Genomic DNA, 23,748 nt, shown 5'->3' on the forward strand with positions numbered 1-23,748 from the left:
TCCTTGAGTGGGACGCCAAATAAGCTCGTAGCATGTAGTTGATGCTGCGGGCTTATTGCTGTTTTTGGGGTCTTTTTTCTATGGGATTGCTCCTTTATGGGAGCTTAGCGATGAGCTGTTCAACAGGCTGTGGTGGCACTTTCTCTAAAAGATCTCCCATACGCTGAAGGCGTTCCTCGATATTAAGCAGATGAAAATTAGAGGGAGATACATTTTGCTGAACCTCCTCCCAGAGCAAGGGTGTAGAAACTGTAGCAAGCGGTCTTGCACGCGGTGTGTAAGGTGCAGCTAATGTTTTGCCGCTATAATGCTGGAGGTAGTCGAAATAGATTTTATCTCCGCGATTCTTTTTTAGACGTTCCAGGGTGAACAGGTTGGGATGCTTTTCGGTGACATAACGACCCACAAAATGCCCGATTTTCCGCAATCCATCAAAAGTAACACCAGTCTCGATAGGGACGATGATCTGCACCCCGGTAGCACCAGAGGTTTTGGGTACAGAGGAGAGGCCAAGGGAGGTTAAAACCGCCCCAACGATCGCAGTTGCTTCCATGATACGAGGTTCGATTTCAAGTGAAGGATCAAGATCAATCATCCATTCACAGGGCAGCTCGCTGCCTACATAATGCAGGGAAGGGTGAAATTCCAAAGCAGCCAGATTCCCCAGCCAGATCAGCTCAGGTAAGCCTTGCAGCTTGATATAGTTAATATTCTCGTGTACAGCGGTTTGGACAAAGGCCGGAAGAGGATCAGGCGCATTTTTCTGATAAAAGGACATTCCAGAGATGCCGTGCGGATAACGAATGACGGTAAGCAGCCGGTCTCGGCAATAACGCAGCAGATAGGGAGAGAGTGCAGCGAGCTTTTGCAGATAAATCCGTTTTGTAATGCCACATTCAGGCCACAGCAGCTTCTCTGGATTAGTGATGATGATTTCTTCTCCGTCTATGGTAATTGTACCTTTGATCGCTGCCGGCATCGGGAAACTCCTTTCTGTGATAGGAATGAAGGTATTATGTGTCAGTCTGCTCCTTTTCATGAAAAAAATATTCCCAAAGTGTCCCTTTTGGATGATCATAAGACTTATAAAGATATACGATTATTAGAAAGGGGAGTTTGCTGATTTTGGACGGGATCGAGCACACCGTTGTTCGGGTACAGGCAGGCGAGGTTGAGTCTTATGCCTTGGTCGTCGAGGCTTTTCAAAAGCCGATTTACCGCTATTGCTGTCGGCTGCTTGGGAGCCGTACTGAAGCTGAGGATGCAGTACAGGATATTCTGGTAAAGGCATATCAGCATATAGGCACATACCGCCCTACCGCGAGCTTCTCTTCATGGCTATATAAAATTGCCTACCATCATTGCCTTAGTCTAATCCGCAAACGTCAAAGCCATATAAAGTTTATGGCGCTTTATCAACCAGATCCGCCTGCAGAAAGCCCGGAACAGTTGATGGACCGTTACATATTTAACGAACATCTGACTTTAGCCCTCGCGAAGCTGAAGACAGAGGAGCGAAACCTGTTAGTACTTAGAATCTTTGAGGAACAGAGCTTCCCGGAGATTGCGGAGATTCTGGATAAGAATACTGATGCTGTGAAGAAGAAATACAGGCGAACGATTACGAAGCTTGGCAAAATGCTGAATGCTCAGAAAGGGGGAACGGAATGGTGCGGCAACGAGGCTTTGTTGAAGAGAAAATGATCAAGAAAATGGATGCGGTAGGGAGCTGCGAAGAGCTGGATGTAAAAGCAGCTGTTATGAAGCGGGTAAGAGCAATTCATGAACAACAGAATAGGATTGACGGTGAAAGGACGAGCATGGTTAGCGAGCTGAAGCCGTTCCCAGAACCGGAAGATCCTATTATGCAGAAGCAAAAGGAGATGCCCCAACACCCGTCTAGGTTTAGAAAAAGAGTGCTCACTGGAGTCTCCGCGGCTGTATTGCTGGGGATTATCGGGTTGGGTGCTCTGCAGCTGTCTGAACATGGAAAGTTATCGGAACAAGGTAGCCAGTTTACAATTGATATCACAAAACCCCAAGGTGGTATTATTACACTAGTGAACAGCGGAGGGAAGGCTGTTGTGAAGACGGTGCATAATAATACGCCTGATCCGACAACCTCGCCTGCGATAGAGAAGTATCAGAGCTTATCTATGACTTATAAAGAGCAAGTGCTTGCTCGTTTAAACACTGGGGAAATGGCTGCTTATTATGTGAAGGATGCTGAATTAAATAAGCTGGAGTTAGGGTTAGGCTATGGAAATCAATTGCAGTTTGCTTTTATTTCGCCGGTGTATTCGAAATATCAAGACTTCGTAAAAGAATTAAAAAATGTTGGCGATTTCTGGCCAGGGTTGCCTTCCTCGTTAGCTGATGGTTATGAATTCGAGCAAGGAACTTTTAATGCAGCTCCCCTATACAGGTCGCTAGACACAGAATATGAAGAAATCCTTGAACAATTTCAAAAAAAGGCTACAACCGATAAAACTGGCCAAAAGTTGTTTATGGAGAAGATAGCTGTAAATTCCATAGATAATGCTGAAGTTACCTACCACAAGGGACATGAAAGAATAACACTATCCTTAAGGCAGAGTGCCTTTAGGGGTTATACCATGCAAGTGTCTATCTTGGAAGGCCAGACTGCTGAAAAATGGTCTGTGACAGGCACGAGGAAAGAGGCAGTTTTTATCGCGGCGGGTACTGGAAAAGGGAAGAAAGCTTGGTCTTCTCAGAATCGATTGTATTGGTATGATGAAGCCACCCAGATGGTTCTTTCTCTAAGCGACAAGCAGGAGAGTAAACTGACTCGTGAGCAATGGCAAAAGATTGCCACCAGTTTTATTCACTAGCTACTGTTCTAACTGTACATTATGAGAAGCTGTCTCAAAAGTAGTGAATTCTACTTGGGAGGCAGCTTTTTTTATGGAATAGGAAAAGTAATGGATATTACTGTGCCATGTGACGATATGCCACGCGTAGTGTTCTATGCTAATGGTTGGGGCGGTGGGCGATGTGCTATGTGTGATTTTCGTGCGGCTTGCAGTAGATGATTTTGTGGAATTAGTGGTATATGTGACGGTGGACTATGGGCGTTACGTTCTGTGTTTGTGCAATGTATAGAGTGCTTTAAACTAATTAGGGAAAAACTCCCTGAAAATAGCCGCTATTTGCCCTAAATGAACGAAATCAGGGAATTCCTCCCTAATAATCATGGGAATTTCTTTATTCGTTGCCGAATTGGCTGAATTTCAGGGAAGTTTTCCCTAATTATAAGTCCGATGAACAGAAATCTCTGAATTTTAGGGAGAAATCCCCCAATTGTTCTATAAGTGCTTCACATATTGCATCCTTAGGAGCATCACTTAATGCGTCACTTGTAATGTTAAGAACAAAAAAGAGGCTGTCCCAAGCAACTATTTCATGGCTTTTGGGACAGCCTCTTTTTTGTGAGAAAATGTCCCTTTTTCTAATGATGGATTGTTATAGAAGTGTAGTTAAAAAAAGTGGTGAAAATACATTACCATTTTGAAGGAGAGGATGTTAGAAATTGAAGCTTCATTATGATTTCAAAAAAACACTGATCGCACTCTCTGCAGCAATCTTGCTGGGAACAGGAGTGGCCGGGGGTGAGGATGTACCTGGCTTGTCCCTTACAATTGCGGTGGCATCAGGACAGCAGGCTGCATCACAAACTGATCAGAAGACTCAAAAGGAATTGCAGGCACTCGTAGCTGGAGTGAAGGAAGGTTCGCTTTTGGCCTACTACGTACGGGATAAAGTCTCCAATCCACAGGATACGATCAGCTTCTCTGGTAAAGGGTTTGTTTTTAAAGACTATAAATCCTTTGCAGCTAAGTTTAAAGCGCTAAAGGGTCCGTCTTCTCCGCAGCCCGGAAATCTTCCCAAAGGCTTCACTCTGGCGACAGCCATCATCTATCCACCGGCTGTAGCTAATGATTCAGAGCTGTACTTGCAACTAGAGCAGGAATTGAAAGCAGCAGCAGCTGCTGGTAATTCTAATAAACAGTTGTTTAGTAAAATCATCAGCTGGAACCAGACGAATTTGTCTATGCAGCTGTATGCCAAAGGAAAAGCTAATTTTAGCATTGTAACTGGGTCGCCGCCCGCCAAACTTCCAGAAGGAGCGGTACCTTTTGTACGAGCTTCGGAAACTAAGAAAGAATTAACGGTCAACGGCAGGAAAGTAGTACTTACAACTGATTCCGCTAAAGACGCAAGCTTTAACACAAAGCTAGTGTGGCTGGATAACTCAGGCACGATACAATATACCCTTTCAGACAATCGGGCTAGTACGCTGACGACAAATGAAATGTTGGCGGTAGCTAAAACCATGATCAAATAACCAAGGGGCTAAAGGAGGATATTATAATGACGATTAAGAAAAGCGCGGCGATTACAGCCTTAAGCTTATTAGTATTGATGAGTGCGGTGAGTGGAACAGCAGGCGCAGTGCCTGCGGGGAGTAATAATAAAAGTAAAGCTACCGCACCCGTTGAGCAGAATACGCCCGTATCTTCAACGATTGAAGCTTTGATTGCCAAAGAAAATACGGTTCCCTTACAAGCAGGCGAACTTAAGGTTCTGTATGTAAATGATAAGAAATCTAATCCACATGAAACCTTGAGTATAAGCTATATGCCATATAGATTCAGTTCTATAAACGAAGCGGCGCAGAAGTTTTTTTCCTTAAGCGGGAAGTCACTCCTGATACCCACTTCTCTACCAGAGGATTATAAGTTACAGGATGTCGTTTTAAATCCAGTGATTCCAATGTTTTTTAGCTCAGAGTATAAGACCCTCAGGGATCAGTTAAAAGCTAAAGCCCAAGCTGGGGGTAAAAAGGTGATTTCGCAAAGCTTGAAGTGGAGCAATACAGAAACTTCTATTACCTATCTACGAAATGGAGAGAGGGTGAATTTAAGATCTGCACCTGCATACACGCTACCGGAAGGGGTGACTTTGGCCCAGCTGCCTGGCGACCAAGATGAGAATTTGAACATCAACGGAGTTGAGGCGGTTTACACAGTTTTTGGGCCTCATCACGGAGATCTTAAAGTCCAGCTGGTATGGTCCAGTGCTGATGGAAGTGTCGATTATACGCTTACGAGTACAAAAAATACTGCGCAGACAAAGGCAGAGCTGGAGGCCCATGTAACAAGACTTACAGTGCAATAAGAAACGTCCTCCCACTTCAGATTGGGAGGACGTTTCTTTATTAATTTATCCTTTTTGCTCCATTGTGCATGACTCCGGGGGAAGATCCACTTTAGCTTGAGTAACAGGCTGACGCAGAGTGCCTGAGGTGTTCCATTCCAGAAAATGAACTTTGAAGACGAGCTCCGGCTTTATCCAAAAAGCACCCTTGCCTCGCTGTGGAACATCAGCAAAGGGCATCCGATCCAGCTTAAGGCGGTGTGCCTCCGCAGTTAAGTCGCGTTTATCCTGTACAGTCAATTTGCCCGGACCGGCATGTCCGATATAATGCAAATTTCCTTTATCATCATAAAGACCAAGAAGTAGTGCGTTGACGATACCGTCACGGAACGTCACACCCCCGGCTACAGCTGTAATGTCAGAACTGATTTTGCGTTTCTGCCAACGTTTATCTTTTCCGCCCGGAGCATAAGTACTGTTGATGTCCTTGCAGACGATTCCTTCCAAACGCTGGTTCTGAGTGGCGGCGAACAGTTCTGTAGGATCGGTATAACTTGGCACAGCTTGAACATGGGGATGGGGCAGCAGAATGTCACTTAACAGCTGCTGCCGCAAGAATAATGGTTGATCCATCGTCGATTGGCCATTATAAAACAGAATATCAAAAATCATATAAATGACAGGAACCTGATGCCTAACGACGGAAATCGTGGAACCATTTTTTAAACTGTCCCTCCGCATCACCTCGTGAAATGAGGGTTTGCCGTCCTTGAGTGCGATGATCTCACCATCAAGAATAACGGAGCCAGCCTTGCAGTAAGCAGATACATCAGTAAGCTCCGGGTATTGCATGGTACGGTAATTGCCACGTCTGTTAATAAGCTGAGTAGTGCTTCCATCGTAATAGGACAACATCCGCACACCGTCCCATTTAATTTGTGCGATCCACTGGTCACCTGCTGGAAGCAGCCCAGCCAGTATAGGTTCAAAAGGAATAATGGGCTGAAGCTTCATCCGCAGAGCCTCCTAAGATACGGTTGTTTTGCTTTTTGTGCTGCGGCGTTTCGGTTTCGGCGTAATAACAGGAGTCGGCCCGGAGACCTCGTTTTGCTGCTCCGCAGGTTCCGCGGCGGTTGTTTTGGTCTTGGTAGTTTTTCTTTTGGCAGCAGGAGCCGCTTTAGTTTTGGTTTTTGTGGTGCCTGTTAATGAAGGACCAGGGTCTGAAGGAATATGCTGCACAGCTTGAATACTGGCCTGCAAGGCAGCCATTAGATCAATCACATTGCTTTCCTGTTTAGCAGGAGCGATATGAAATTCCTCGCCTGCAATTTTATGTGAAATCAGATCAAGCATACGCTGGCGATAATCATCGGTATATTTTGCCGGATCAAAAGGAGTGGATAGCTGTGAGATCAGCAGCTTAGCCATTTCCAGCTCTTTATCGTTCACTGTCCCTGCTTCGGGCAGACCGGGCACTTGTGAGATCGGCCGCACCTCATCTGGATAAAAAATGGTCTCAATCGCAAGGCAATCCTCAAGCACACGGATCGCTGCCAGACTGCTTTTTGAGCGAATTGAAATTTTGGCGATGCCAATTTTACCTGTCTGCTTCATGGCCTCCATAAGAAGTCGATAAGCATTTGAGCCTGCCTGATCCGGGGATAAATAATAGGTTTTTTGAAAATAAATCGGATCGATTTCCGTCAGGTCAACAAAGTCGAGAATGGAGATGCTTTTACTGGTCTCGTCGGATAGTTGATCCAATTCCTCTTTGTCGAAGAGAACAAACTTCCCTTTTTCATACTCATATCCTTTACCGATCTCTTCCCAAGCGACCTCTTTGTCACACACCGGGCATTTGCGTACATACGACAGCGGGCTGCCACATTCCTTATGGATATAACGCAGAGAAACGTCCTTGTCTTCCGTAGCGGAGAACATTTTAACCGGAACATGCACAAGCCCGAAGCTGATGGCACCTTTCCAAACGGTATGCATGAGAAACACCTCCTGATCTAAGTTGATTTGCTTTGGGTTAGTATGAGGCAGGAAAGGCTTTTCTAGCCGGGTGCATTTTTTGAGAAGCTTGGGAAAAAATAAACTCGGACCTGTGAAGTTGAGGAGGAGAATCTAAGGTATGGAACCAAGAGATAACGAATGGAGCGATGCGCTGAGCGAGCAGGATATTCCGGCCACAGTTGTGGATTGGGAGAGCATTATTGCGCCCACGGAGGCCAGTCAGGTATCCGATTCGGAAAAGCTAGATGCGGAACGAACCCTCGAAGATACGTCACCCTTAGAATCGTAAACTTTAGGAAAGATAAAGGAGGAGAACAGTTGTGGACGTCAAACGGGCACAGGATATTTATGCTTCTAAAGAAACGGTAAGTGTACATTTGGATGGGGAGCCTGTATGGATTGAACATGTGGATGAAGAGAACGGAATGGCTACGGTACAAGTTGGCTCTCGACCAACCAATACGCACACTGTGGGTGTTGAGCGACTCGAAGAGCAAGAGCACTAACAAAGGTCAACTTAGAGCGTACGTTAAAGCTGAATTATAGTTTTTAAAAAAAGAGACTTTTTATGCTTAAGTTTGCGTAAAGGTCTCTTTTTTGATTTGGAGCATAACTGACATCAAGGTTGACGGTGTAAGATTTAAACCAATATATTGGGTCAGGCAGGAAAGTCCATTATTGTTGCGCTGAGTTCAGGAATTATTGCGACAGTATTATTTTTTCAAGCTACGGATATGGTAAGGAGCAGTATGAGCGGATTAGCGGTAGTCGAAGCCACTCAATCTCTGGAGGTATTATTCGCATTATTAGGTAAAATGCTGATCCTGTCTTCGCCTTCACCTTCTTTATTGTCATGGTCGGAATCTTAGTGATTATCCCTGGAATGATTCTACATAGCCTTTTCTCGCAGTGTTCATTATCGAAATCCAGCTTAACCACGCAAGCGAAGAAGAGGGCTGTACCTCCTTCGGCTTAAACAATGGGCAGGGACAGTTGTTGCGGTGGATGGACCATACCGATATAATTGAATGTAATGGTTTTCGACAGGGATATTTTAAAAGGTGGTAGTTGTAGTTGGACAAAACAGTCGAAACGGTGTTCACTTACCGTTCTTACAATCTGCAGGATACGGAGCAACTGGCAAGTGCAATAGCTGCTGCTTCAACGGCAGGCATGGTTATCGGTTTGGACGGTGATCTAGGCGCAGGAAAAACGGCCTTCTCGCAAGGTTACGCTCGCCATCTTGGAGTGAAAGGGATCGTAAACAGTCCTACTTTTACTATTATTAAAGAGTACGAAGGTCGTCTGCCGTTATATCACATGGATGTATATCGAATTTCACTTCAGGAAGCAGATGAGCTTGGATTGGATGAGTATTTCTATGGTCAGGGTGTTTGTTTGGTAGAATGGAGCAGTATTATTACGGAGTTAATGCCGCCGCGGCATATGCATATATACATGGAAACAGTTGGACCGGAGGAACGAATCATTACGGTGACCGGAATCGGGGCACCTTATGGTGAGCTTTGCCGGGAGCTGATCCAGAAGTGGGGTTAATAAAAATGACGAACGAGAATACAGAGCCGCGCAAGCGGCTTTTAGCGCTGGATACATCAACTGCTGTATTGGGGGTTGCAGTGACCGAAAATGGAGAATTATTGCATGAAATTAATGCTTCCGGTGAACGGAATCATTCGGTGCATTTGCTGCCGATTATAGAGCAGGCGCTGCAAGCTTCGGGAACAACCGTTGCTAATCTGGGCGGGATTGCAGTTGGTGTGGGTCCGGGATCTTATACGGGAACACGGATCGCGGTTACGGCTGCCAAAACGCTGGCTTGGGCATGGAATGTCCCGGTAGTTGGTGTTTCGAGCCTGCATGCTGTGGCATGGGGTGGGTATGAAACAGCCCTTAAGAATAAGACGACAGCAGAGTCAGGACAAGCCAGTGCGAACAGTGGCTACGGTCCAGACTGGATCATTCCACTGATGGATGCGCGCAGAGGACAGGTCTACACAGGGTTATTCGCAGCGGATGGGAATAGTGCTCTCAGCCGCCTTGAACCAGATGCCATCCGGTTGATGGCCGACTGGGTGGAGTACTTGGCAGAACGTTTACAACAGGCTTCAGCCGAAGGAACTAAACCAGCTATTCTATGGTTTGTTGGAGAAACCGCTGTACATGGCAGCGAAGAATCACTACATCCGCTGGCGGAACTCGGCACTTCTGTAGAAGTTCCTTATGAGCTGGAGGGGCGTTGGACAGGCTTCCTTGGTGAAGCCCGGCTGCAAGTAGAGAATGATGATATTCATAGCTTAATCCCTAACTATACTCAGATTTCGGAAGCGGAGGCCAATCTGCGGTTAAGTAGTAAAGGAGGCTTAAAACGATGACGGAAGTGGAATCATTGAGAGCACAAGAGGCTGATCTTGTTTTTCGCCTGATGAAGCTGGAGGATATTCCGGACATTCTTATTATTGAGCGCGAAGCCTTTACCATGCCGTGGACAGAGGAAGCTTTCCGGAATGAGCTGACGCATAATCATTTTGCTAAATACATGGTCATGGAGCTGGCGGGTCATATAATTGGCTATGCTGGAATGTGGGCTATCGTGGATGAGGCGCATGTGACGAATATTGCCTTACTCGAAGCTTATCGTGGACGTAAATGGGGTGAGCGCCTGTTGGAAGAGTTAATGAATACTGCCTCTTACGTAGGCATGAAGTCCATTACACTTGAGGTGCGGGTATCCAACGAGGTAGCTCAGAATTTATATCGTAAAAAAGGCTTTCGTTCTGCCGGCACGCGCAAAGGATATTATTCCGATAATCGCGAGGATGCACTCATTATGTGGGCGGATCTACCGGAGTATAAGGAGCACGGCTATTTGGAAGGAAGCGTGGACTTGAAATGAAGACAGAAACAGGCACAGCTCAACCTGTACTAATACTTGCTATAGAGACCAGTTGTGATGAAACCTCGGTGGCCGTGGTCAAAAACGGATCAGAAGTGTTATCCAACATTATCTCGAGTCAAATAGAGACACATCGCGCTTTTGGGGGCGTGGTGCCAGAAGTGGCTTCCCGTAAACATGTGGAGGTAATTACGCTCGTAATCGAGGAAGCGCTCGCCAAGGCAGGCGTTACACCCGAACAATTGACTGCGGTAGCGGTGACTCAAGGCCCGGGGTTGGTGGGCGCTTTACTGGTCGGTGTAGTAGCAGCTAAAAGCCTTGCCCTTGCATGGGGCAAGCCGTTAATTGGCACGCATCATATTGCAGGCCACATCTATGCTAACCGCCTGGTTGCAGAGTTGCAGTATCCATGTATGACACTAGTAGTGTCAGGTGGACATACTGAACTGGTTCATATGGAGCGTGAGGGTGAATTTCGAATTATCGGCCGCACGCGTGATGATGCTGTAGGTGAAGCATATGATAAAGTGGCTCGGGCGCTTGGGTTTCCTTATCCCGGTGGCCCCCATGTAGACCGCCTGGCACGCGAAGCGACGGAAGTTGTTGCATTGCCGCGGGTATGGCTGGAGCCGAACTCTTATGATTTCAGCTTCAGCGGTCTAAAATCGGCGGTGCTGAATGTGGTGAATCAGAGCAAAATGAAAGGTCTTGAACCCAATGTCGCAGGCATCGCCCGGGGGTTCCAAGAATCCGTAGTAGAAGTGCTGGTGGAAAAGGCGGTACGCGCCGTTAAAGCCACTAACTCCAAACAGTTATTGCTCTGTGGGGGTGTCGCTGCTAATGGTGGACTCCGCTCGGCATTAATCTCGCGCTGTGAAACGGAGGGCATTGAACTTATTATTCCTCCACCGGTGTATTGCACGGATAATGCGGCGATGATTGGAGCGGCTGCATACGTGAAGTGGCAGCATGATGGAGGAATACCGCTGGATATGGTTGCTGACCCTGGATTCTCACTGGAACAATGGTCTGTATCTGCCTATTGACATCATTTGGAGCTAACGAGTATAATCAGTTCAATTAAACAAGCAAACGCGATGAGCGGAAGTAGTAAGGATACTCTGGGATAAGAGAACTGCGGGTGGGTGCAACGCAGTCGAAGGAGTCCTGAACTCGTCTGGGAGCGGAGCGGTGGAAGCATTACTGGCAATTGTCGCCGGAACGTTTGTACACCGTTTACGGGTAACCTCCGTGATAGGGTGGTCTAGTACTTAACATACTGGACCGTAGAGTGGATGTTCAATTGGAATCGGCAGGAACTTAGCCGATACAGAGCATCAACAAGAGTGGTACCGCGAAGGTTAACAGCCTGTCGTCTCTTGAATGAGATGGCAGGCTTTTTTGTATGGATTTAGAGTGGTGAATAATTTATATTACACACGCTAAGAACGGGAGTAGTAGAGTTTGACGGTGAACAGAGAGCTGCGGGTTGGTGCGACGCAGTCACCGGATTTCTTGAAGCTCGCCCGGGAGCGGAGCGGCGGAACAAGAGTACGCTGCCTACGGCTGTCCTCGTTATCGGACCTTTCCGGATTTAAGCTGGCACGCCAGATTGAACCGGGGAGAAGAGCTGGACGCAGCTTTAAGGCTTGTTATTAAGACAGCCCATGCGTCAAAAAGAGTGGTACCGCGGAGGGGTAACCCGCCGTCTCTTTATTAGAGACGGCGGGTTTTTGCGTTCTTGTAGAAGAAGTCCGGGGAATGGACTCATCGCTACATAAGACGCCAAAATTGAACGCTCTGCACATTGTGCAGAGATTCATTTGTATCAGCTGCCGGCAGCAGTGGGTGGGAAATGAGCAGAACCGCAAGTCGACGTGTGGTTCTGCGCTGAAGCATAGGATAGAGATAAAGCATCCAATTACATGAAAACAAACTAGGAGGAATTCAGATGATTATTCCAGTTAAGAAACGTATACAAATTTTCGATACGACTCTGCGCGATGGTGAGCAAGCCCCTGGGGCGAGTCTGACTCCTGAGCAAAAAATATTGCTGGCCTATAAGCTTGCTGATCTGGGTGTTGATGTAATGGAGCCGGGGTTCCCGGTATCGAGTCCTGGAGATTTTGCAGCGGTGCAGACGATTTCGCGCAAGGTGCGCAACGTGGAGATTTGTGGTTTCGCGCGGGCCGTAAAAGGAGACATCGATGCTGCAGTCCGGGCCACTCAAGACGCTGAACGTCGGCGGATTCACTTGTTTATTTCTTCTTCTGATATTCATTTGCAGCATCAACTGCGTATGAGCAGAGCTGAAGTCGTAGCTAAAGCGCGCGAGATGACGGCTTATGCGCGACAATTCTGTGATGTAGTTGAATTCACGGCCATGGACGCTGCACGGACAGGGATTGATGATCTGATTGAAATGGTTGAGGCAGTTATAGAGGAAGGGGCCTCCATTATTAACCTGCCGGATACAGTAGGATACGCATTGCCACATGAATATGGCGAGATGTTCCGGAGAGTGCGGCAGGGAGCAAGAGGTGGCGGCAAGGTCAGCTATAGTGCCCACTGTCATAATGACTTGGGGCTGGCTGTAGCTAACAGTCTGGCAGCGATTGATGGAGGGGCGACTCAGATAGAAGTCACCGTGAATGGTGTAGGCGAGCGCACAGGGAACTGCGCGCTGGAAGAGCTTGTTATGGCGCTCGAAACCCGCGGCGATGCAATCGGTGCAGAAACAGGTATCGTGCTTGATAAACTGTATGATACTTCCCGGCTGATTAGTGGAGCGATGCATTTCCCAATCGCCTATAATAAGCCGGTCGTCGGAAGAAATGCCTTCCAGCATGAATCCGGGATTCATCAGGATGGCCTGCTCAAGGATCGTAGTACCTATGAGATTATGGATCCCGAACGGCTGGGCATCCCCCGCAGCATGATCATTCTAGGCAAACATTCTGGCAGACATGCGCTGAAGGATCGGGCTGCGAAGTATGGAATAACGCTGGAGCCTGCGGAGCTGGATGCACTTTATGAGTCCTTTAAAGAGACCGCTGACCTTCAAAAGGTCGTAAGTGATGACCAGCTGCTGCAAATGGTAAGCAGTACAACTGGACAACAAGCTCAGGTCTATGAGCTGGGTGAGGTTCAGGTATTGGCGGGCAGTGCCCAGCGCCGTGTAGCCGCAGTTACGGTACGCCATCTGCAGACTGGCCGGGAAACGTCACATACCAGCACTGGCGAAGGCCCGCTTGAAGCGATTATCGCCGCTATTGGGCAAGGGATTGCTGAGGAGATAGACTTTGCAGGACTCGAGCTTCATTCGCTTGGAAGCGGAGAGAATGCTCAAGCAGAAGCAGCGGTGATGGTGGAGTGGGAGGGCCTAAAATTCAGAGGCACGGCCACTCACCAAGATATAATTATGGCGGCTGGCATCGCTTATATCGCAGCCTGTAATGCTGCCCTGCTCTCTACACAGATTGTCTAAAATACGACGTGCCCGCTGTCAGTTTAGGAGATAGCGGGTTCTTTTTTAGCATAAATTCGGTCTTGTAAAATGGGGTTACGTCTTTTGTCAAGTTGTGGACAACGTTATCCACATATTCTGCCTGAGTTGTGTAAAAAGTGCGTAAAATCAGCAATAACGGCTTTTTTCAAAATGCTCTAATAAACAATTTTGTTGGCAATGAAACACTGTGAGAATTGTGGATAATGTGGATAGATCCGTGGATAATAATTCCTTTTCCTTGAAAATACCGATTTAACGCATAAAAAAGACCCCGAAGGGTCTTTTAAAGTAGGGAGTTATACACGAAACCTGTGTATAGAGCTGTGGATAACTATTTATGAACAAATCTAGAACGATGAAAAAATATTTATAAGGAGGATTTACATTATTCGTCAGCAAGGATTTCCCATTCGCTAAAGAAATCTGCCAGCTGAGATTTTTTGTTCTTTAGGTCCTCTTCATAACCTTGAAGTGCTAAATAATCCTGATAAACTTCAGGTTTAGTCATTTCATGCTCTATAAATACGATCGATTCTTCGAGTGTGGCGATGTTCTCCTCAAGCTCTGCGATACGCCGTTTGCGGTTACGCTCTTCACGCTTAGCCTGCTTGTCTGCTTCAAAAGAGGTTACAGCGCTTTTTTCAGGTACAGCAGTGTCCTTATTGACGTTTTTAGTAGCTAGTTCAGCGGCATCTTTTGCAATCTCTTCTAATTCTCGTTTCTTCTCGACATAGTCATCGTAGTTGCCGAGGTATTGGTCGATCCCTTCGGGATGCAGCTCCAGTACGCGTTCAGCCATTTTGTTCAAAAAATAACGGTCATGGGAGATGAACAGCAGGGTGCCTTCGAAATCAATTAAAGCAGATTCCAGAACCTCACGGCTGACCAGATCCAAATGGTTGGTAGGTTCATCGAGAATTAGCATATTTGCACCGCGGAGCATTAGTTTAGATAACGAAACCCGAGCTTTTTCGCCGCCGCTGAGTGCGGAAATTTTCTTAAGAACATCCTCTCCGCTAAAAAGAAAATTGCCAAGGATCGTACGAATTCTGGCTTCCTCGATCATTGGATATTCACTCCACAGTTCTTCCATAACCGTATTTTGTGGATTAAGTCGGGTTTGTTCCTGATCATAATAAGCAATTTTTACTTTAGTGCCCCAATTCACCGTTCCGGCAGAAGGCTCACGGGTTCCGGTCATACACTGCAGCAGCGTGGATTTACCGATACCATTGGGACCAATCAGGGCAGCAGTCTCCCCGCGACGAAGCTCAAAAGAGGCGTCCTTGAATAAAGGTGAACCTTCATTAAAGGCAACCGCAACATTGCGCACTTGAAGCACCTCTTTTCCAGACATGAAGTCTGGCTCAAAGGAGAAGCTAGCTTTCTTCAGATCGCCCATTGGGCGATCTAGACGATCCATCTTTTCAAGCGCTTTGCGTCTGCTCTGTGCACGTTTTGTGGTGGATGCCCGGACAATATTTTTCTGAACGAAATCCTCCATCCGCGAAATTTCATCCTGTTGCTTCTCATATTGCTTCATCCGTGCTTCATATTCGGCAGCCTTCAAATCTACATACCGACTGTAGTTACCTGTATAACGCCGGGACTGGTGCCGCTCGATCTCTACAATAGTAGTCACGAGCCGGTCTAGGAAATAACGGTCATGGGATACAACCAGAATCCCGCCAGCATAGCTGCGGAGGTAATCCTCCAGCCACGTTAACGTTTCGATATCCAGATGGTTAGTAGGCTCATCCAGCATCAGAAGATCCGGAGCCTGAAGCAAAATACGGGCCAGCGCGAGCCGGGTCTTTTGGCCTCCGCTAAGGGTAGAAATGGGTGTATCCGGTGGAAAATCACTGAAGCCCATGCCGTGTAGGACACTGCGAATCCGTGTATTCATTTCATAGCCGCCGTGGTCCTTGAACCAATCCGAACGCCGCGCATATCGTTCAAGCAGTTCTTCGTACCGCTTGGGATCTTCCGCGAGCTTAGGATCAGCAATACTTACTTCTAACTCTCTCAGCTCAGTTTCGGCTTCGATCAGCGGAGCGAAGACCGCCATCATTTCTTCATGAATGGTTTTGTCAGATTGCAGTCCGCTATTCTGAGCTAAATATCCGATCGTTGTTTCTTTTGATTTATGAATTTGACCGCTGTCATAAGACATCTCACCGGCCAGAATTTGTAGAAAAGTCGATTTGCCGGCACCATTCACACCCACTAGCCCGACACGTTCCTTTTCATTTACCTGTAGGCTTATGCCATCCAGTACGTTCTGTATACCATATGATTTAGTAATTCCTGTCGCTTGAAGAAGCATAACGATGAAACCTCCACCCTTGCATATTTCGCCTTGGTATTTATCCCTCAGCCGTATGAACAACTTATTCTATAGTTTACATGAAAAGCGTTTCCCAAGCGAGGGTTCGATCTAATGTAAGGAGGGAATAACGACCTAGTCCGATAACACAGTTCTATCCACCTTGGCGAACCGGGGAGAAGAGTGGTAAACTGGATTTACAAACAAGGATAAGCTAGGGATGAATAAGAGGGGGAAGCCGACAATGTCCAGCAAGGAGTCGGAGATCTCCAAAGTAAAGCAACAACTACGAGCGGAGAAGACCATCGCCCGAAACGAGCTGTCTTCGGACCAGAGAAGTAAACTATCATTTCAAGTCTGCCACTATGCATTGGAGTGGCTGGACACGAAGGATATAACTTCACTAATGGCCTATGTGTCTTTTCGTTCAGAGCTTGAAACCCGCCCACTTATCACACAGGCGTGGAAGGATCAGCGTAAGGTGCTGTTGCCGCGTGTAATTCCAGCAAGCGGTGAAATGAGTGTCCACGTGGTGAATGCATGGAGCGATTTAGAGCCGGGAAATTATGGTATCCATGAACCTATCGTCTCCAGCAGAGATTTATTAGAGGTTGAAGAGATTAAGCTACCTGCTGTTGTTTTCGTACCAGGGCTAGCATTTGATCTTCAAGGCGGCAGGCTTGGCTACGGTCGAGGATACTATGACCGGCTACGTGCGTCTTGGGAGAACGCCGGGTACGTTAGCGCACAGCCTCCGATATGGATCGGGTTAGCTTACAGCATGCAGTTGGTTCCAAGAGTGCCGATGGATGAGCATGACGCTTTAATGGACATGCTGATTACTGAAAATGGTATAGTGCACTGCCGAAAAGGAGAGTGAGCCATGGAATTGACCCATTTCAACGAGCAGGGAAGAGCTCGTATGGTGGATGTGAGTGAGAAGGAGATCACGAAGCGGACAGCTGTCGCGCGGAGTATGATCAAGATGGCCGCTGGAACGCTGAGCGCCATTAAGAGTGGCAAGATCAGCAAAGGTGATGTCCTTGCTGTTGCACAGATTGCCGGAATTATGGCGGCTAAGAAGACGTCAGACTGGATTCCGATGTGCCACCCGCTGCCACTTACCGGTATTGATATCAGCTTCTCCGATAACAGCGAAGATGAACTTTATATAGAAGCAACAGTCCATACTACAGGAAAAACCGGAGTAGAGATGGAGGCTTTAACCGCTGTTTCTGCCTCAGCACTAACGGTGTACGACATGTGTAAGGCTATTCAGAAGGATATGATTATCGGACCGACGCTACTGGTATCTAAGAGCGGGGGCAAGAACGGAGATTATACGCTCGAATAAGTATCAGTTGCTTATGTTCGAAGCGCTGATGCGAGCAGGCTGAACTGTACAGCCAACTATACATATAGAGAGGAAGGACAAACCTATGGCGTGGAAGACAGCAATCCTAACGGCCAGTGATAAAGGGGCCAGGGGCGAACGGGAAGACACGAGCGCCCAGGTTATTCGGGAGCTGGTGGAAGAGGAACTAGGTGGCGAGATCATTGAATATCGAATCGTTCCCGATGAACAAGATGAGATTATCGCAGCATTGATTGAACTGACGGACTATTTTCAGGCAGATTTGGTACTGACCACCGGAGGCACAGATCTGGCAATTCGTGATGTGACCCCGGACGCTACTCGGCGAGTGGTAGAACGGGAAGTGCCTGGGCTCTCAGAAGCTATGCGCAGCACAGTGATGCAAAAAAACCGTGCAGCTATGCTTTTCCGTGGGATATGCGGCATTCGTGGACGCACGTTGATTGTCAATTTACCTGGAACGCCGAAGGGTGTCCATGAGAATTTGGCAGCTATTATGGATCAATTGCCGGAAGCGCTGCTCATGGTAACTGGCCAATACCGCCAATAACCCTTTGTCATCTTCTTGTCACGTCACAACGATAATCTATTTATAGAAGAAAGTGGATGTAACTGTGACATAAGTTATGGTATTATTAAATTAAAGTAAACGATACCATGAACGGACAGGTGGACAAGGAGGAATAATAATGTTTAGTGGAATTGGAACTCCTGGTATTATTTTGTTGGTCATACTGGCACTTCTGCTCTTTGGCCCAAATAAACTGCCAGAGCTAGGCCGTGCAGTTGGACGAACCTTCCGTGAATTTAAGGAAGGCGCGCGTGAAATCATCGGGGATAATGAACCGGTGAAGAAGAGCGAAGCTCCTGTGCCGACGGCCCCGCAAACGGTCGCTGCAGATATTCCTCAGGACAAACGCCTGCCGGAATAATAGAAGATCTTTCAATGGGGCAATCTCAGGAGTCTACTAGACTTGAGGAGACGCCCCTTTTTCTTTGCTTTCCGCAGCAACGGACACTGCTTTGAAGAAAGTTAGTGTTATCTTTTTTACTCTTGTCATGGGATGGTGTCTGGATGTCTCTGAAATCGGAAGAAATGTCGGTGGTGGATCATCTCACCGAGCTGCGCAAACGGATTATTTATGTGTTAATCGTATTTGTCCTTGGATTAATAGGCGGTTTATTTTGTGCAAAGCCCATTTACGATTATTTGATTAGCACGGACCTGGCGCAAGGTTTTGTTCTGCATGCATTCTCATTCTGGGATGGCATTGGGATGTACATGAAGATCGCGATGGCCGTTTCGCTAGTGATTTCTGTCCCGTTTATTGCCTACCAATTGTGGGCATTTATCAGTCCAGGCCTTCGGCCGGAGGAGCGAAGTGCGACACTGCGTTATGTTCCTTATGTGTTTGTTCTTTTCCTTATCGGTCTTTCTTTTGCTTATTATATTGTTTTTCCAATGGCACTTTCGTTCACAATCTCAATTACCCGGAGTATGGGACTGGAAGAGACCTACGGGATTGCACAGTATTTTAACTTCATGTTCAGCCTAGTATTGCCGCTGGCATTGCTGTTTGAACTTCCATTGCTGGTGATGTTTCTGACCAAACTAAGAGTTCTCAACCCGCTACGCTTGCGTAAAATGCGTCGGTATGCCTATTTCACGCTTGTATTTATCGCCGTGGTTATCACACCCCCGGATTTTATCTCAGACTTTCTGGTGACGATTCCACTGCTCATCCTGTATGAGTTCAGTGTATTTTTATCTGCATTTGTCTATCGCAAGCAACTTGCTGCGGACGCGGCACGGGATGAACGGTATGTTCAGAAGAAGGAGTGAGGAAAAAAGGCTGCCGCTAAGTAGATTTTCTACGAATGTGGCAGCTTTTTTGCTATAAGTTGATTTCATTAGTTGGATTGAATACACTTAATAAGTAATTGTTATCGGCCGATCAGGATCATTAGATGCAAAGGTCTAACCATTCTAGCAACGTTCATATCGATAAGGGGTGAGAGGAAAGCGCTGGAATCCTACGCATATTTTCAAAACCCGTGGATACAATGTAATAGAGTGTGTGCTTGGACAAGCATTGAAACGTATTTTTTTGCGAAAACTAATACGAATTTGTGTAAAAAGACTTGAAATCCGGGCTCAAGTTGAGTATCATAAAAATTGTTGTTAGCACTGCACGCTGTTGAGTGCTAACGCTCTTGAAAAATAGGAGATGGGCTGGAGATTAGCAGGCTTCCATTGATATTTTTCAAGAACATCACAGAATTCTAAGTTTGGCCCGTAAGTTCTAAACTATGTTTTGAAGCAAAATAACATAATTTTAAAGGAGGCTATTTTTTCATGATCAAACCATTAGGTGAACGCGTATTGGTGCTACCGAGCGAGCAGGAGGAAACAACTTCATTCGGGATTGTGCTTCCGGACTCCTCGAAAGAAAAGCCACAAGAAGGAACGATTATCGCAGTAGGTAGCGGAGCTTTGAAAGATGGAGTACGTGTAGCGCTTGAAGTTAAAGAAGGCGACCGTGTTCTTTTCTCTAAATATGCAGGAACAGAAATCAAATATGAAGGTAAAGAATATTTGATTATGAAAGAAAGCGACATTCACGCGATTCTTGACTAAGCAGGAGTCGATCATAAGCTAAATCTAAACTACTTAAAGTAATAGGATATACAAAAAATTCTAGGAGGTAATTACACAATGGCTAAAGAAATTAAATTCAGTGAAGAAGCTCGCCGCTCTATGCTTCGTGGTGTAGATGCTCTGGCAAACGCGGTAAAAGTTACACTTGGACCAAAAGGCCGCAACGTGGTGCTTGAGAAGAAATTTGGTAGCCCACTCATCACTAACGATGGTGTAACGATCGCTAAAGAAATCGAACTTGAAGATGCATTCGAGAACATGGGTGCTCAACTGGTTAAAGAAGTTGCTACTAAGACTAATGATGTAGCCGGTGACGGTACTACAACTGCAACGGTTCTGGCTCAAGCTATGATCCGCGAAGGTCTGAAGAACGTAACTGCTGGTGCTAACCCAATGGTTATCCGCAAAGGTATCGACAAAGCGGTTCGTGCAGCTGTTGAAGAATTGCAAAAAATCGCTAAGCCTATCGAAGATTCCCAAGCTATCGCTCAAGTAGCTGCTATCTCTGCTGCTGACGATGAAGTGGGTCAATTGATCGCTGAAGCTATGGAAAAAGTAGGTAAAGACGGTGTTATCACTGTTGAAGAATCCCGTGGATTCGCTACTGAGCTTGAAGTAGTAGAAGGTATGCAATTCGACCGTGGTTACATTTCCCCGTACATGATTACTGATACAGACAAAATGGAAGCTGTTCTGGAGAACCCATACATCTTGATTACTGATAAAAAAATCAGCAGCACTCAAGAAATCCTTCCATTGCTTGAAAAAATCGTTCAACAAGCTAGACCGCTTGTTATTATCGCTGAAGATATCGAAGGCGAAGCACAAGCTATGCTGATCGTGAACAAACTGCGTGGAACATTCAACGCTGTTGCTGTTAAAGCTCCTGGCTTTGGCGACCGCCGCGAAGCTATGCTGCAAGATATCGCTGCCCTGACTGGCGGCCAAGTGATCACTGAGAAGCTCGGTCTTGATCTGAAGAGCACTTCCATTGAACAACTGGGTAACGCACGTCAAGTACGCGTAACTAAAGAAAACACAACAATCGTAGACGGAAGCGGCGACAAAGCGGACATCAATGCACGCGTAAGCCAAATCCGTGCTCAACTGGAAGAAACAACTTCCGAGTTCGACAAAGAGAAATTGCAAGAGCGTCTGGCTAAATTGGCTGGCGGCGTAGCCGTTGTCAAAGTGGGCGCTGCAACTGAAACTGAACTTAAAGAGCGCAAACTTCGCATCGAAGATGCCCTGAACGCAACTCGCGCAGCGGTTGAAGAAGGTATCGTATCCGGTGGGGGTACAGCTCTTGTGAACGTATATAACGCTGTTGCTGCTGTAGACGTAACTGGCGACGAGAAAACTGGCGTTAACATCGTGCTTCGCGCGTTGGAAGAGCCAATTCGCACCATCGCAGCTAACGCTGGTCAAGAAGGTTCCGTAATCGTGGACCGCTTGAAAAAAGAAGCAGTAGGTATCGGCTACAACGCTGCTACTGGTGAATGGGTGAACATGTTCGAAGCGGGTATCGTTGACCCTGCTAAAGTAACTCGTTCCGCGCTGCAAAATGCTGCATCCGTAGCTGCTATGTTCTTGACTACTGAAGCTGTTATCGCTGACAAGCCTGAGCCTGAAAAAGGCGGCGGCATGCCAGATATGGGCGGCATGGGTGGAATGGGCGGCATGATGTAATAAGGGGGATAACCCCTTATGCATCAAGGGTTTCCTGGATAGGAAACCTGCTTTGACCACATTTTGACCACATAATGTAGAAATAAGACACCTTAGAGAATATGGGATTGAAAGATCCCAGGCTTCTCTAAGGTGTTTTTTGTTATTAAAATAAGAAAAAGAAATGAGGAGTTATAGTGGCTATTCAAGTTGAGCTGTCAGATGATATTTTTACTCAAGACGAAGTGGGAAAGCTGAAAAAATTATTTGGTACTGAAACTGATGAAAGTTTTATCGATGCAATAAATGCTATTACTGCTGCAGCTATTACGGAGTATAAGGAAATGTTACTGGGTAAAGGATTAGCGACAAGAGCAGATGAAATAAAACAGCATAGATTGTTTCATTTAGTAAAGCATTATTTTCAAGGTAGGATTCCTACAGAGTCTGAAGTGTCTTTAATGTTTCAGTTGACTGAATCAGAAAGTAGAGCATTAATAAGAAATGTTAGAACCAAGTTTAGATACCAGTTAGAAGAAGAAGTATTTAGTACATTGAAGTTAATAGTGTCATCTGCTGTGCTAAGTGGCTCTAATTATTTTGTTGTGATTCAGTCTGATAATGTATTAGAGGAATTGAATAGGGTAATTAGTCTTAATGCTCCTCAACTAGATCCAATAACAAAAGCGAGAGGTAGTGCAAGACAATATCAAATCTCAGAAGACACATATGATTTGTTACGTGGATATTATCATATTGGACAAGGGGCAACCGGTTAGGTAGGCGAAGGGTATGTTGGATCTAGATAGTGTAATTGCAAATTCGTTTGGGGCATTAAGTGTTTTATTAGTATTTAGTACGTTGATTTTTAGCATTAGGTACCCTGAGATACTGAAAGATATAGAGTTTGAATTTTCAATAGGTAAAAAGCAAGCTTTATCAAGAGAGAAGAAAACATTGATGAATAATCTTGTTTTCAAGTGGTTTCCTGTAGTTATAATTACTTTTATATGTGCTTATGTTATGATGCCACTTGGGGTTAAAATATTGAGAACATCGTATTTGAATTTATATAATTTTGATATACTGAGGACAACATTTGTATTGGTTTGGTATTTTTCAATATTATTATTTTCATCAACGATTTACTTGGGATTTAGACTGTTTTGTAAGATTAAGAATGAAAAAGAGTAGATAAGAGCAAAAAAATGTATTTACTTTGCTCTTATCACTACAAGTCTTCCATTAGTTTGCTGAACTTTTAGGAGGCTTCTTTTTTATGGTTTTAGTGACGTGAAGGTATACATGTTTTGTGATCTCGTCGTTGTATGCCGGTAATAAGGGGATTGATCCTTTGCGTAGCAAGGGTTTAGCCTTGGAATTACTTCGTTTGAGCACATAATACAATTAGAGCATCTCATTTAATTATAAAAGATGAGGTACCCTCTTTTCGTGCTCATTAAAGTAAACAATAGCTTTATCAAATAAGATACTCTAGTTAGAGAGAAACTGTTGAAAAATTCGAAGAGGTGATTTTTATACTAGATATTAAGAAGATAATAATGAGTTTCTTTCAACAGGTTATGATTGATCAAATCGAAATCTATAACGAGTTCAGTTTGCAGCATGAACTAGGGATTTATTTAAGAAAACTTTTACCTAATTATAAAGTGCAGTTTGAGCGAAACGTTTCATTTTTCACTACGGATCAAACTATAAAAAAGGAAATTGATATTTCAATCTTTTCAGAGGGTATGGATGAGAAATATGCAATTGAGTTGAAATGTCCTTTAAATGGTCAGTATCCTGAGCAGATGTATTCATTTGTTAAGGATATTAAATTTATGGAACAGTTGAAGGAGCGAGGTTTTAATAAAACTGCTTCTGTGACACTCGTTTCCCACAGACCATTTTATGAAGGTAAGAGTAACAATGGGATATACAGATATTTTAGAGAAGAGTATTCAGTATACGGAGACATCTACAAGCCAACAGGACAAGGTAAGGATGAAGAGTTGATATCTTTAATGGGACAGTATCAAATTCAATGGAATGATTTGAATGAAGAAAGTAAATTCTATATTATCGAAATATAAGGCTA

24 protein-coding genes, 1 pseudogene and 2 other annotated features are annotated in these 23,748 nt (G+C 45.5%); of the genes and pseudogenes, 21 read left to right on the forward strand and 4 right to left on the reverse strand.

From position 1 onward, the window contains the following. Window positions 1-94: 94 nt before the first annotated feature. Window positions 95-979, reverse strand: coding sequence for a non-homologous end-joining DNA ligase (gene ligD, locus NYE35_RS05205; RefSeq protein ID WP_036676536.1), 885 nt, complete (start codon window positions 977-979; stop codon window positions 95-97). A 146-nt stretch (window positions 980-1,125) separates the two neighbouring features. On the opposite strand from ligD, the gene NYE35_RS05210 reads away from it, so the two are divergent. The 4 genes from NYE35_RS05210 to NYE35_RS05225 all read left to right on the forward strand — a co-directional run bounded on the left by NYE35_RS05210 (window position 1,126) and on the right by NYE35_RS05225 (window position 5,199). Next, the gene (locus tag NYE35_RS05210; RefSeq protein ID WP_052096798.1) at window positions 1,126-1,704 is read left to right on the forward strand and encodes an RNA polymerase sigma factor; all 579 of its coding nucleotides are present in this window, start codon (window positions 1,126-1,128) and stop codon (window positions 1,702-1,704) included. Then, on the forward strand, window positions 1,668-2,852 hold the full coding sequence (locus NYE35_RS05215; RefSeq protein ID WP_076104237.1) for a hypothetical protein: 1,185 nt from the start codon (window positions 1,668-1,670) through the stop codon (window positions 2,850-2,852). The genes NYE35_RS05210 and NYE35_RS05215 overlap by 37 nt, the downstream gene beginning before the upstream one ends. Window positions 2,853-3,550: 698 nt before the next feature. Beyond that, complete coding sequence (locus tag NYE35_RS05220) at window positions 3,551-4,366, forward strand: hypothetical protein (RefSeq protein WP_076104238.1); 816 nt, start codon at window positions 3,551-3,553, stop codon at window positions 4,364-4,366. A 26-nt stretch (window positions 4,367-4,392) separates the two neighbouring features. Then, complete coding sequence (locus tag NYE35_RS05225; RefSeq protein ID WP_076104239.1) at window positions 4,393-5,199, forward strand: hypothetical protein; 807 nt, start codon at window positions 4,393-4,395, stop codon at window positions 5,197-5,199. A 45-nt stretch (window positions 5,200-5,244) separates the two neighbouring features. On the opposite strand, the gene NYE35_RS05230 is transcribed toward NYE35_RS05225, so the two are convergent. Together NYE35_RS05230 and ku are read right to left on the reverse strand one after the other, a co-directional pair. After that, entirely contained in the window at window positions 5,245-6,192 is a 948-nt protein-coding gene (locus tag NYE35_RS05230; protein WP_341120295.1) for an ATP-dependent DNA ligase, read from the reverse strand. A 12-nt stretch (window positions 6,193-6,204) separates the two neighbouring features. Next, window positions 6,205-7,176, reverse strand: a complete 972-nt coding sequence (ku, locus tag NYE35_RS05235; protein ID WP_341120297.1) for a non-homologous end joining protein Ku — start codon at window positions 7,174-7,176, stop codon at window positions 6,205-6,207. A gap of 139 nt (window positions 7,177-7,315) precedes the next feature. Between ku and NYE35_RS05240 the strand changes: the two genes are divergently transcribed. From NYE35_RS05240 to NYE35_RS05275, 8 genes and pseudogenes are all read left to right on the forward strand, one after another. Continuing rightward, the gene (locus tag NYE35_RS05240; RefSeq protein ID WP_155288087.1) at window positions 7,316-7,486 is read left to right on the forward strand and encodes a hypothetical protein; all 171 of its coding nucleotides are present in this window, start codon (window positions 7,316-7,318) and stop codon (window positions 7,484-7,486) included. A gap of 31 nt (window positions 7,487-7,517) precedes the next feature. Next, the gene (locus NYE35_RS05245; protein WP_036676525.1) at window positions 7,518-7,703 is read left to right on the forward strand and encodes an H-type small acid-soluble spore protein; all 186 of its coding nucleotides are present in this window, start codon (window positions 7,518-7,520) and stop codon (window positions 7,701-7,703) included. Window positions 7,704-7,856: 153 nt separating this feature from the next. Further along, window positions 7,857-8,173 (forward strand): annotated as a pseudogene (locus tag NYE35_RS05250) (multidrug resistance efflux transporter family protein); the annotation flags it as partial. 98 nt (window positions 8,174-8,271) lie between these two features. Then, on the forward strand, window positions 8,272-8,754 hold the full coding sequence (gene tsaE / locus NYE35_RS05255) for a tRNA (adenosine(37)-N6)-threonylcarbamoyltransferase complex ATPase subunit type 1 TsaE (protein WP_036676523.1): 483 nt from the start codon (window positions 8,272-8,274) through the stop codon (window positions 8,752-8,754). Window positions 8,755-8,759: 5 nt separating this feature from the next. Then, window positions 8,760-9,590, forward strand: a complete 831-nt coding sequence (tsaB, locus tag NYE35_RS05260; RefSeq protein ID WP_076104241.1) for a tRNA (adenosine(37)-N6)-threonylcarbamoyltransferase complex dimerization subunit type 1 TsaB — start codon at window positions 8,760-8,762, stop codon at window positions 9,588-9,590. Next, window positions 9,587-10,111, forward strand: coding sequence for a ribosomal protein S18-alanine N-acetyltransferase (gene rimI, locus NYE35_RS05265; protein ID WP_036676521.1), 525 nt, complete (start codon window positions 9,587-9,589; stop codon window positions 10,109-10,111). Before tsaB ends, rimI begins: the two co-directional genes overlap by 4 nt. Beyond that, window positions 10,108-11,157 carry a tRNA (adenosine(37)-N6)-threonylcarbamoyltransferase complex transferase subunit TsaD gene (tsaD, locus tag NYE35_RS05270; protein ID WP_076104242.1) on the forward strand — a complete coding sequence of 350 codons (1,050 nt, stop codon included), beginning with the start codon at window positions 10,108-10,110 and terminating at the stop codon, window positions 11,155-11,157. Before rimI ends, tsaD begins: the two co-directional genes overlap by 4 nt. Window positions 11,158-11,199: 42 nt before the next feature. Next, window positions 11,200-11,494: a binding site (T-box leader), on the forward strand. A gap of 52 nt (window positions 11,495-11,546) precedes the next feature. Beyond that, window positions 11,547-11,827, forward strand: a binding site (T-box leader). 235 nt (window positions 11,828-12,062) lie between these two features. Then, window positions 12,063-13,598, forward strand: a complete 1,536-nt coding sequence (locus NYE35_RS05275; RefSeq protein WP_341120299.1) for a 2-isopropylmalate synthase — start codon at window positions 12,063-12,065, stop codon at window positions 13,596-13,598. Window positions 13,599-14,004: 406 nt separating this feature from the next. Here the strand turns inward: NYE35_RS05275 and NYE35_RS05280 are convergent, their stop codons facing one another. Further along, a complete protein-coding gene (locus NYE35_RS05280; protein ID WP_036676516.1) occupies window positions 14,005-15,945 on the reverse strand; it encodes an ABC-F family ATP-binding cassette domain-containing protein in 1,941 nt (646 codons plus the stop codon). 244 nt (window positions 15,946-16,189) lie between these two features. Here NYE35_RS05280 and NYE35_RS05285 point away from each other — a divergent pair, with 244 nt between their 5' ends. The 9 genes from NYE35_RS05285 (at window position 16,190) to NYE35_RS05325 (ending at window position 23,743) form a co-directional block, all read left to right on the forward strand. Further along, on the forward strand, window positions 16,190-16,825 hold the full coding sequence (locus NYE35_RS05285; RefSeq protein WP_076104243.1) for a 5-formyltetrahydrofolate cyclo-ligase: 636 nt from the start codon (window positions 16,190-16,192) through the stop codon (window positions 16,823-16,825). A 3-nt stretch (window positions 16,826-16,828) separates the two neighbouring features. Further along, window positions 16,829-17,299: a cyclic pyranopterin monophosphate synthase MoaC gene (moaC, locus tag NYE35_RS05290; RefSeq protein ID WP_036676513.1), complete on the forward strand. Its 471-nt coding sequence runs from the start codon at window positions 16,829-16,831 to the stop codon at window positions 17,297-17,299. Window positions 17,300-17,384: 85 nt separating this feature from the next. Continuing rightward, entirely contained in the window at window positions 17,385-17,870 is a 486-nt protein-coding gene (locus tag NYE35_RS05295) for a MogA/MoaB family molybdenum cofactor biosynthesis protein (protein ID WP_036676512.1), read from the forward strand. Between the two features lie 139 nt (window positions 17,871-18,009). Beyond that, complete coding sequence (locus tag NYE35_RS05300; protein ID WP_036676510.1) at window positions 18,010-18,252, forward strand: twin-arginine translocase TatA/TatE family subunit; 243 nt, start codon at window positions 18,010-18,012, stop codon at window positions 18,250-18,252. A gap of 143 nt (window positions 18,253-18,395) precedes the next feature. Continuing rightward, window positions 18,396-19,163 (forward strand): twin-arginine translocase subunit TatC, encoded by a 768-nt coding sequence (gene tatC / locus NYE35_RS05305; RefSeq protein ID WP_036676508.1) that lies wholly within the window; start codon window positions 18,396-18,398, stop codon window positions 19,161-19,163. 513 nt (window positions 19,164-19,676) lie between these two features. Next, on the forward strand, window positions 19,677-19,958 hold the full coding sequence (groES, locus tag NYE35_RS05310) for a co-chaperone GroES (RefSeq protein WP_036676506.1): 282 nt from the start codon (window positions 19,677-19,679) through the stop codon (window positions 19,956-19,958). Window positions 19,959-20,036: 78 nt separating this feature from the next. Beyond that, window positions 20,037-21,668, forward strand: coding sequence for a chaperonin GroEL (gene groL / locus NYE35_RS05315; RefSeq protein ID WP_036676504.1), 1,632 nt, complete (start codon window positions 20,037-20,039; stop codon window positions 21,666-21,668). A gap of 176 nt (window positions 21,669-21,844) precedes the next feature. Next, entirely contained in the window at window positions 21,845-22,426 is a 582-nt protein-coding gene (locus tag NYE35_RS05320) for a hypothetical protein (RefSeq protein WP_341120301.1), read from the forward strand. Window positions 22,427-23,209: 783 nt separating this feature from the next. Further along, window positions 23,210-23,743: a hypothetical protein gene (locus NYE35_RS05325; RefSeq protein WP_341120303.1), complete on the forward strand. Its 534-nt coding sequence runs from the start codon at window positions 23,210-23,212 to the stop codon at window positions 23,741-23,743. The last annotated feature ends 5 nt before the right edge of the window (window positions 23,744-23,748 follow it).

This window comes from Paenibacillus sp. FSL L8-0494 (genome assembly GCF_038003695.1).
GTDB classification, from domain to species: domain Bacteria; phylum Bacillota; class Bacilli; order Paenibacillales; family Paenibacillaceae; genus Paenibacillus_AQ; species Paenibacillus_AQ odorifer.

Coding starts and splice junctions, on each gene's coding strand:
- NYE35_RS05280 (WP_036676516.1), bottom strand. CDS start 15,945: ATGCTTCTTCAAGCGACAGGAATTACTAAATCATATGGTATACAGAAC.
- NYE35_RS05230 (WP_341120295.1), bottom strand. CDS start 6,192: ATGAAGCTTCAGCCCATTATTCCTTTTGAACCTATACTGGCTGGGCTG.
- NYE35_RS05325 (WP_341120303.1), top strand. CDS start 23,210: ATGAGTTTCTTTCAACAGGTTATGATTGATCAAATCGAAATCTATAAC.
- NYE35_RS05215 (WP_076104237.1), top strand. CDS start 1,668: ATGGTGCGGCAACGAGGCTTTGTTGAAGAGAAAATGATCAAGAAAATG.
- NYE35_RS05285 (WP_076104243.1), top strand. CDS start 16,190: ATGTCCAGCAAGGAGTCGGAGATCTCCAAAGTAAAGCAACAACTACGA.
- NYE35_RS05225 (WP_076104239.1), top strand. CDS start 4,393: ATGACGATTAAGAAAAGCGCGGCGATTACAGCCTTAAGCTTATTAGTA.
- NYE35_RS05240 (WP_155288087.1), top strand. CDS start 7,316: ATGGAACCAAGAGATAACGAATGGAGCGATGCGCTGAGCGAGCAGGAT.
- NYE35_RS05295 (WP_036676512.1), top strand. CDS start 17,385: ATGGCGTGGAAGACAGCAATCCTAACGGCCAGTGATAAAGGGGCCAGG.
- moaC (WP_036676513.1), top strand. CDS start 16,829: ATGGAATTGACCCATTTCAACGAGCAGGGAAGAGCTCGTATGGTGGAT.
- tatC (WP_036676508.1), top strand. CDS start 18,396: ATGTCTCTGAAATCGGAAGAAATGTCGGTGGTGGATCATCTCACCGAG.
- tsaB (WP_076104241.1), top strand. CDS start 8,760: ATGACGAACGAGAATACAGAGCCGCGCAAGCGGCTTTTAGCGCTGGAT.
- groES (WP_036676506.1), top strand. CDS start 19,677: ATGATCAAACCATTAGGTGAACGCGTATTGGTGCTACCGAGCGAGCAG.
- NYE35_RS05275 (WP_341120299.1), top strand. CDS start 12,063: ATGATTATTCCAGTTAAGAAACGTATACAAATTTTCGATACGACTCTG.
- rimI (WP_036676521.1), top strand. CDS start 9,587: ATGACGGAAGTGGAATCATTGAGAGCACAAGAGGCTGATCTTGTTTTT.
- groL (WP_036676504.1), top strand. CDS start 20,037: ATGGCTAAAGAAATTAAATTCAGTGAAGAAGCTCGCCGCTCTATGCTT.
- tsaD (WP_076104242.1), top strand. CDS start 10,108: ATGAAGACAGAAACAGGCACAGCTCAACCTGTACTAATACTTGCTATA.
- ligD (WP_036676536.1), bottom strand. CDS start 979: ATGCCGGCAGCGATCAAAGGTACAATTACCATAGACGGAGAAGAAATC.
- NYE35_RS05300 (WP_036676510.1), top strand. CDS start 18,010: ATGTTTAGTGGAATTGGAACTCCTGGTATTATTTTGTTGGTCATACTG.
- ku (WP_341120297.1), bottom strand. CDS start 7,176: ATGCATACCGTTTGGAAAGGTGCCATCAGCTTCGGGCTTGTGCATGTT.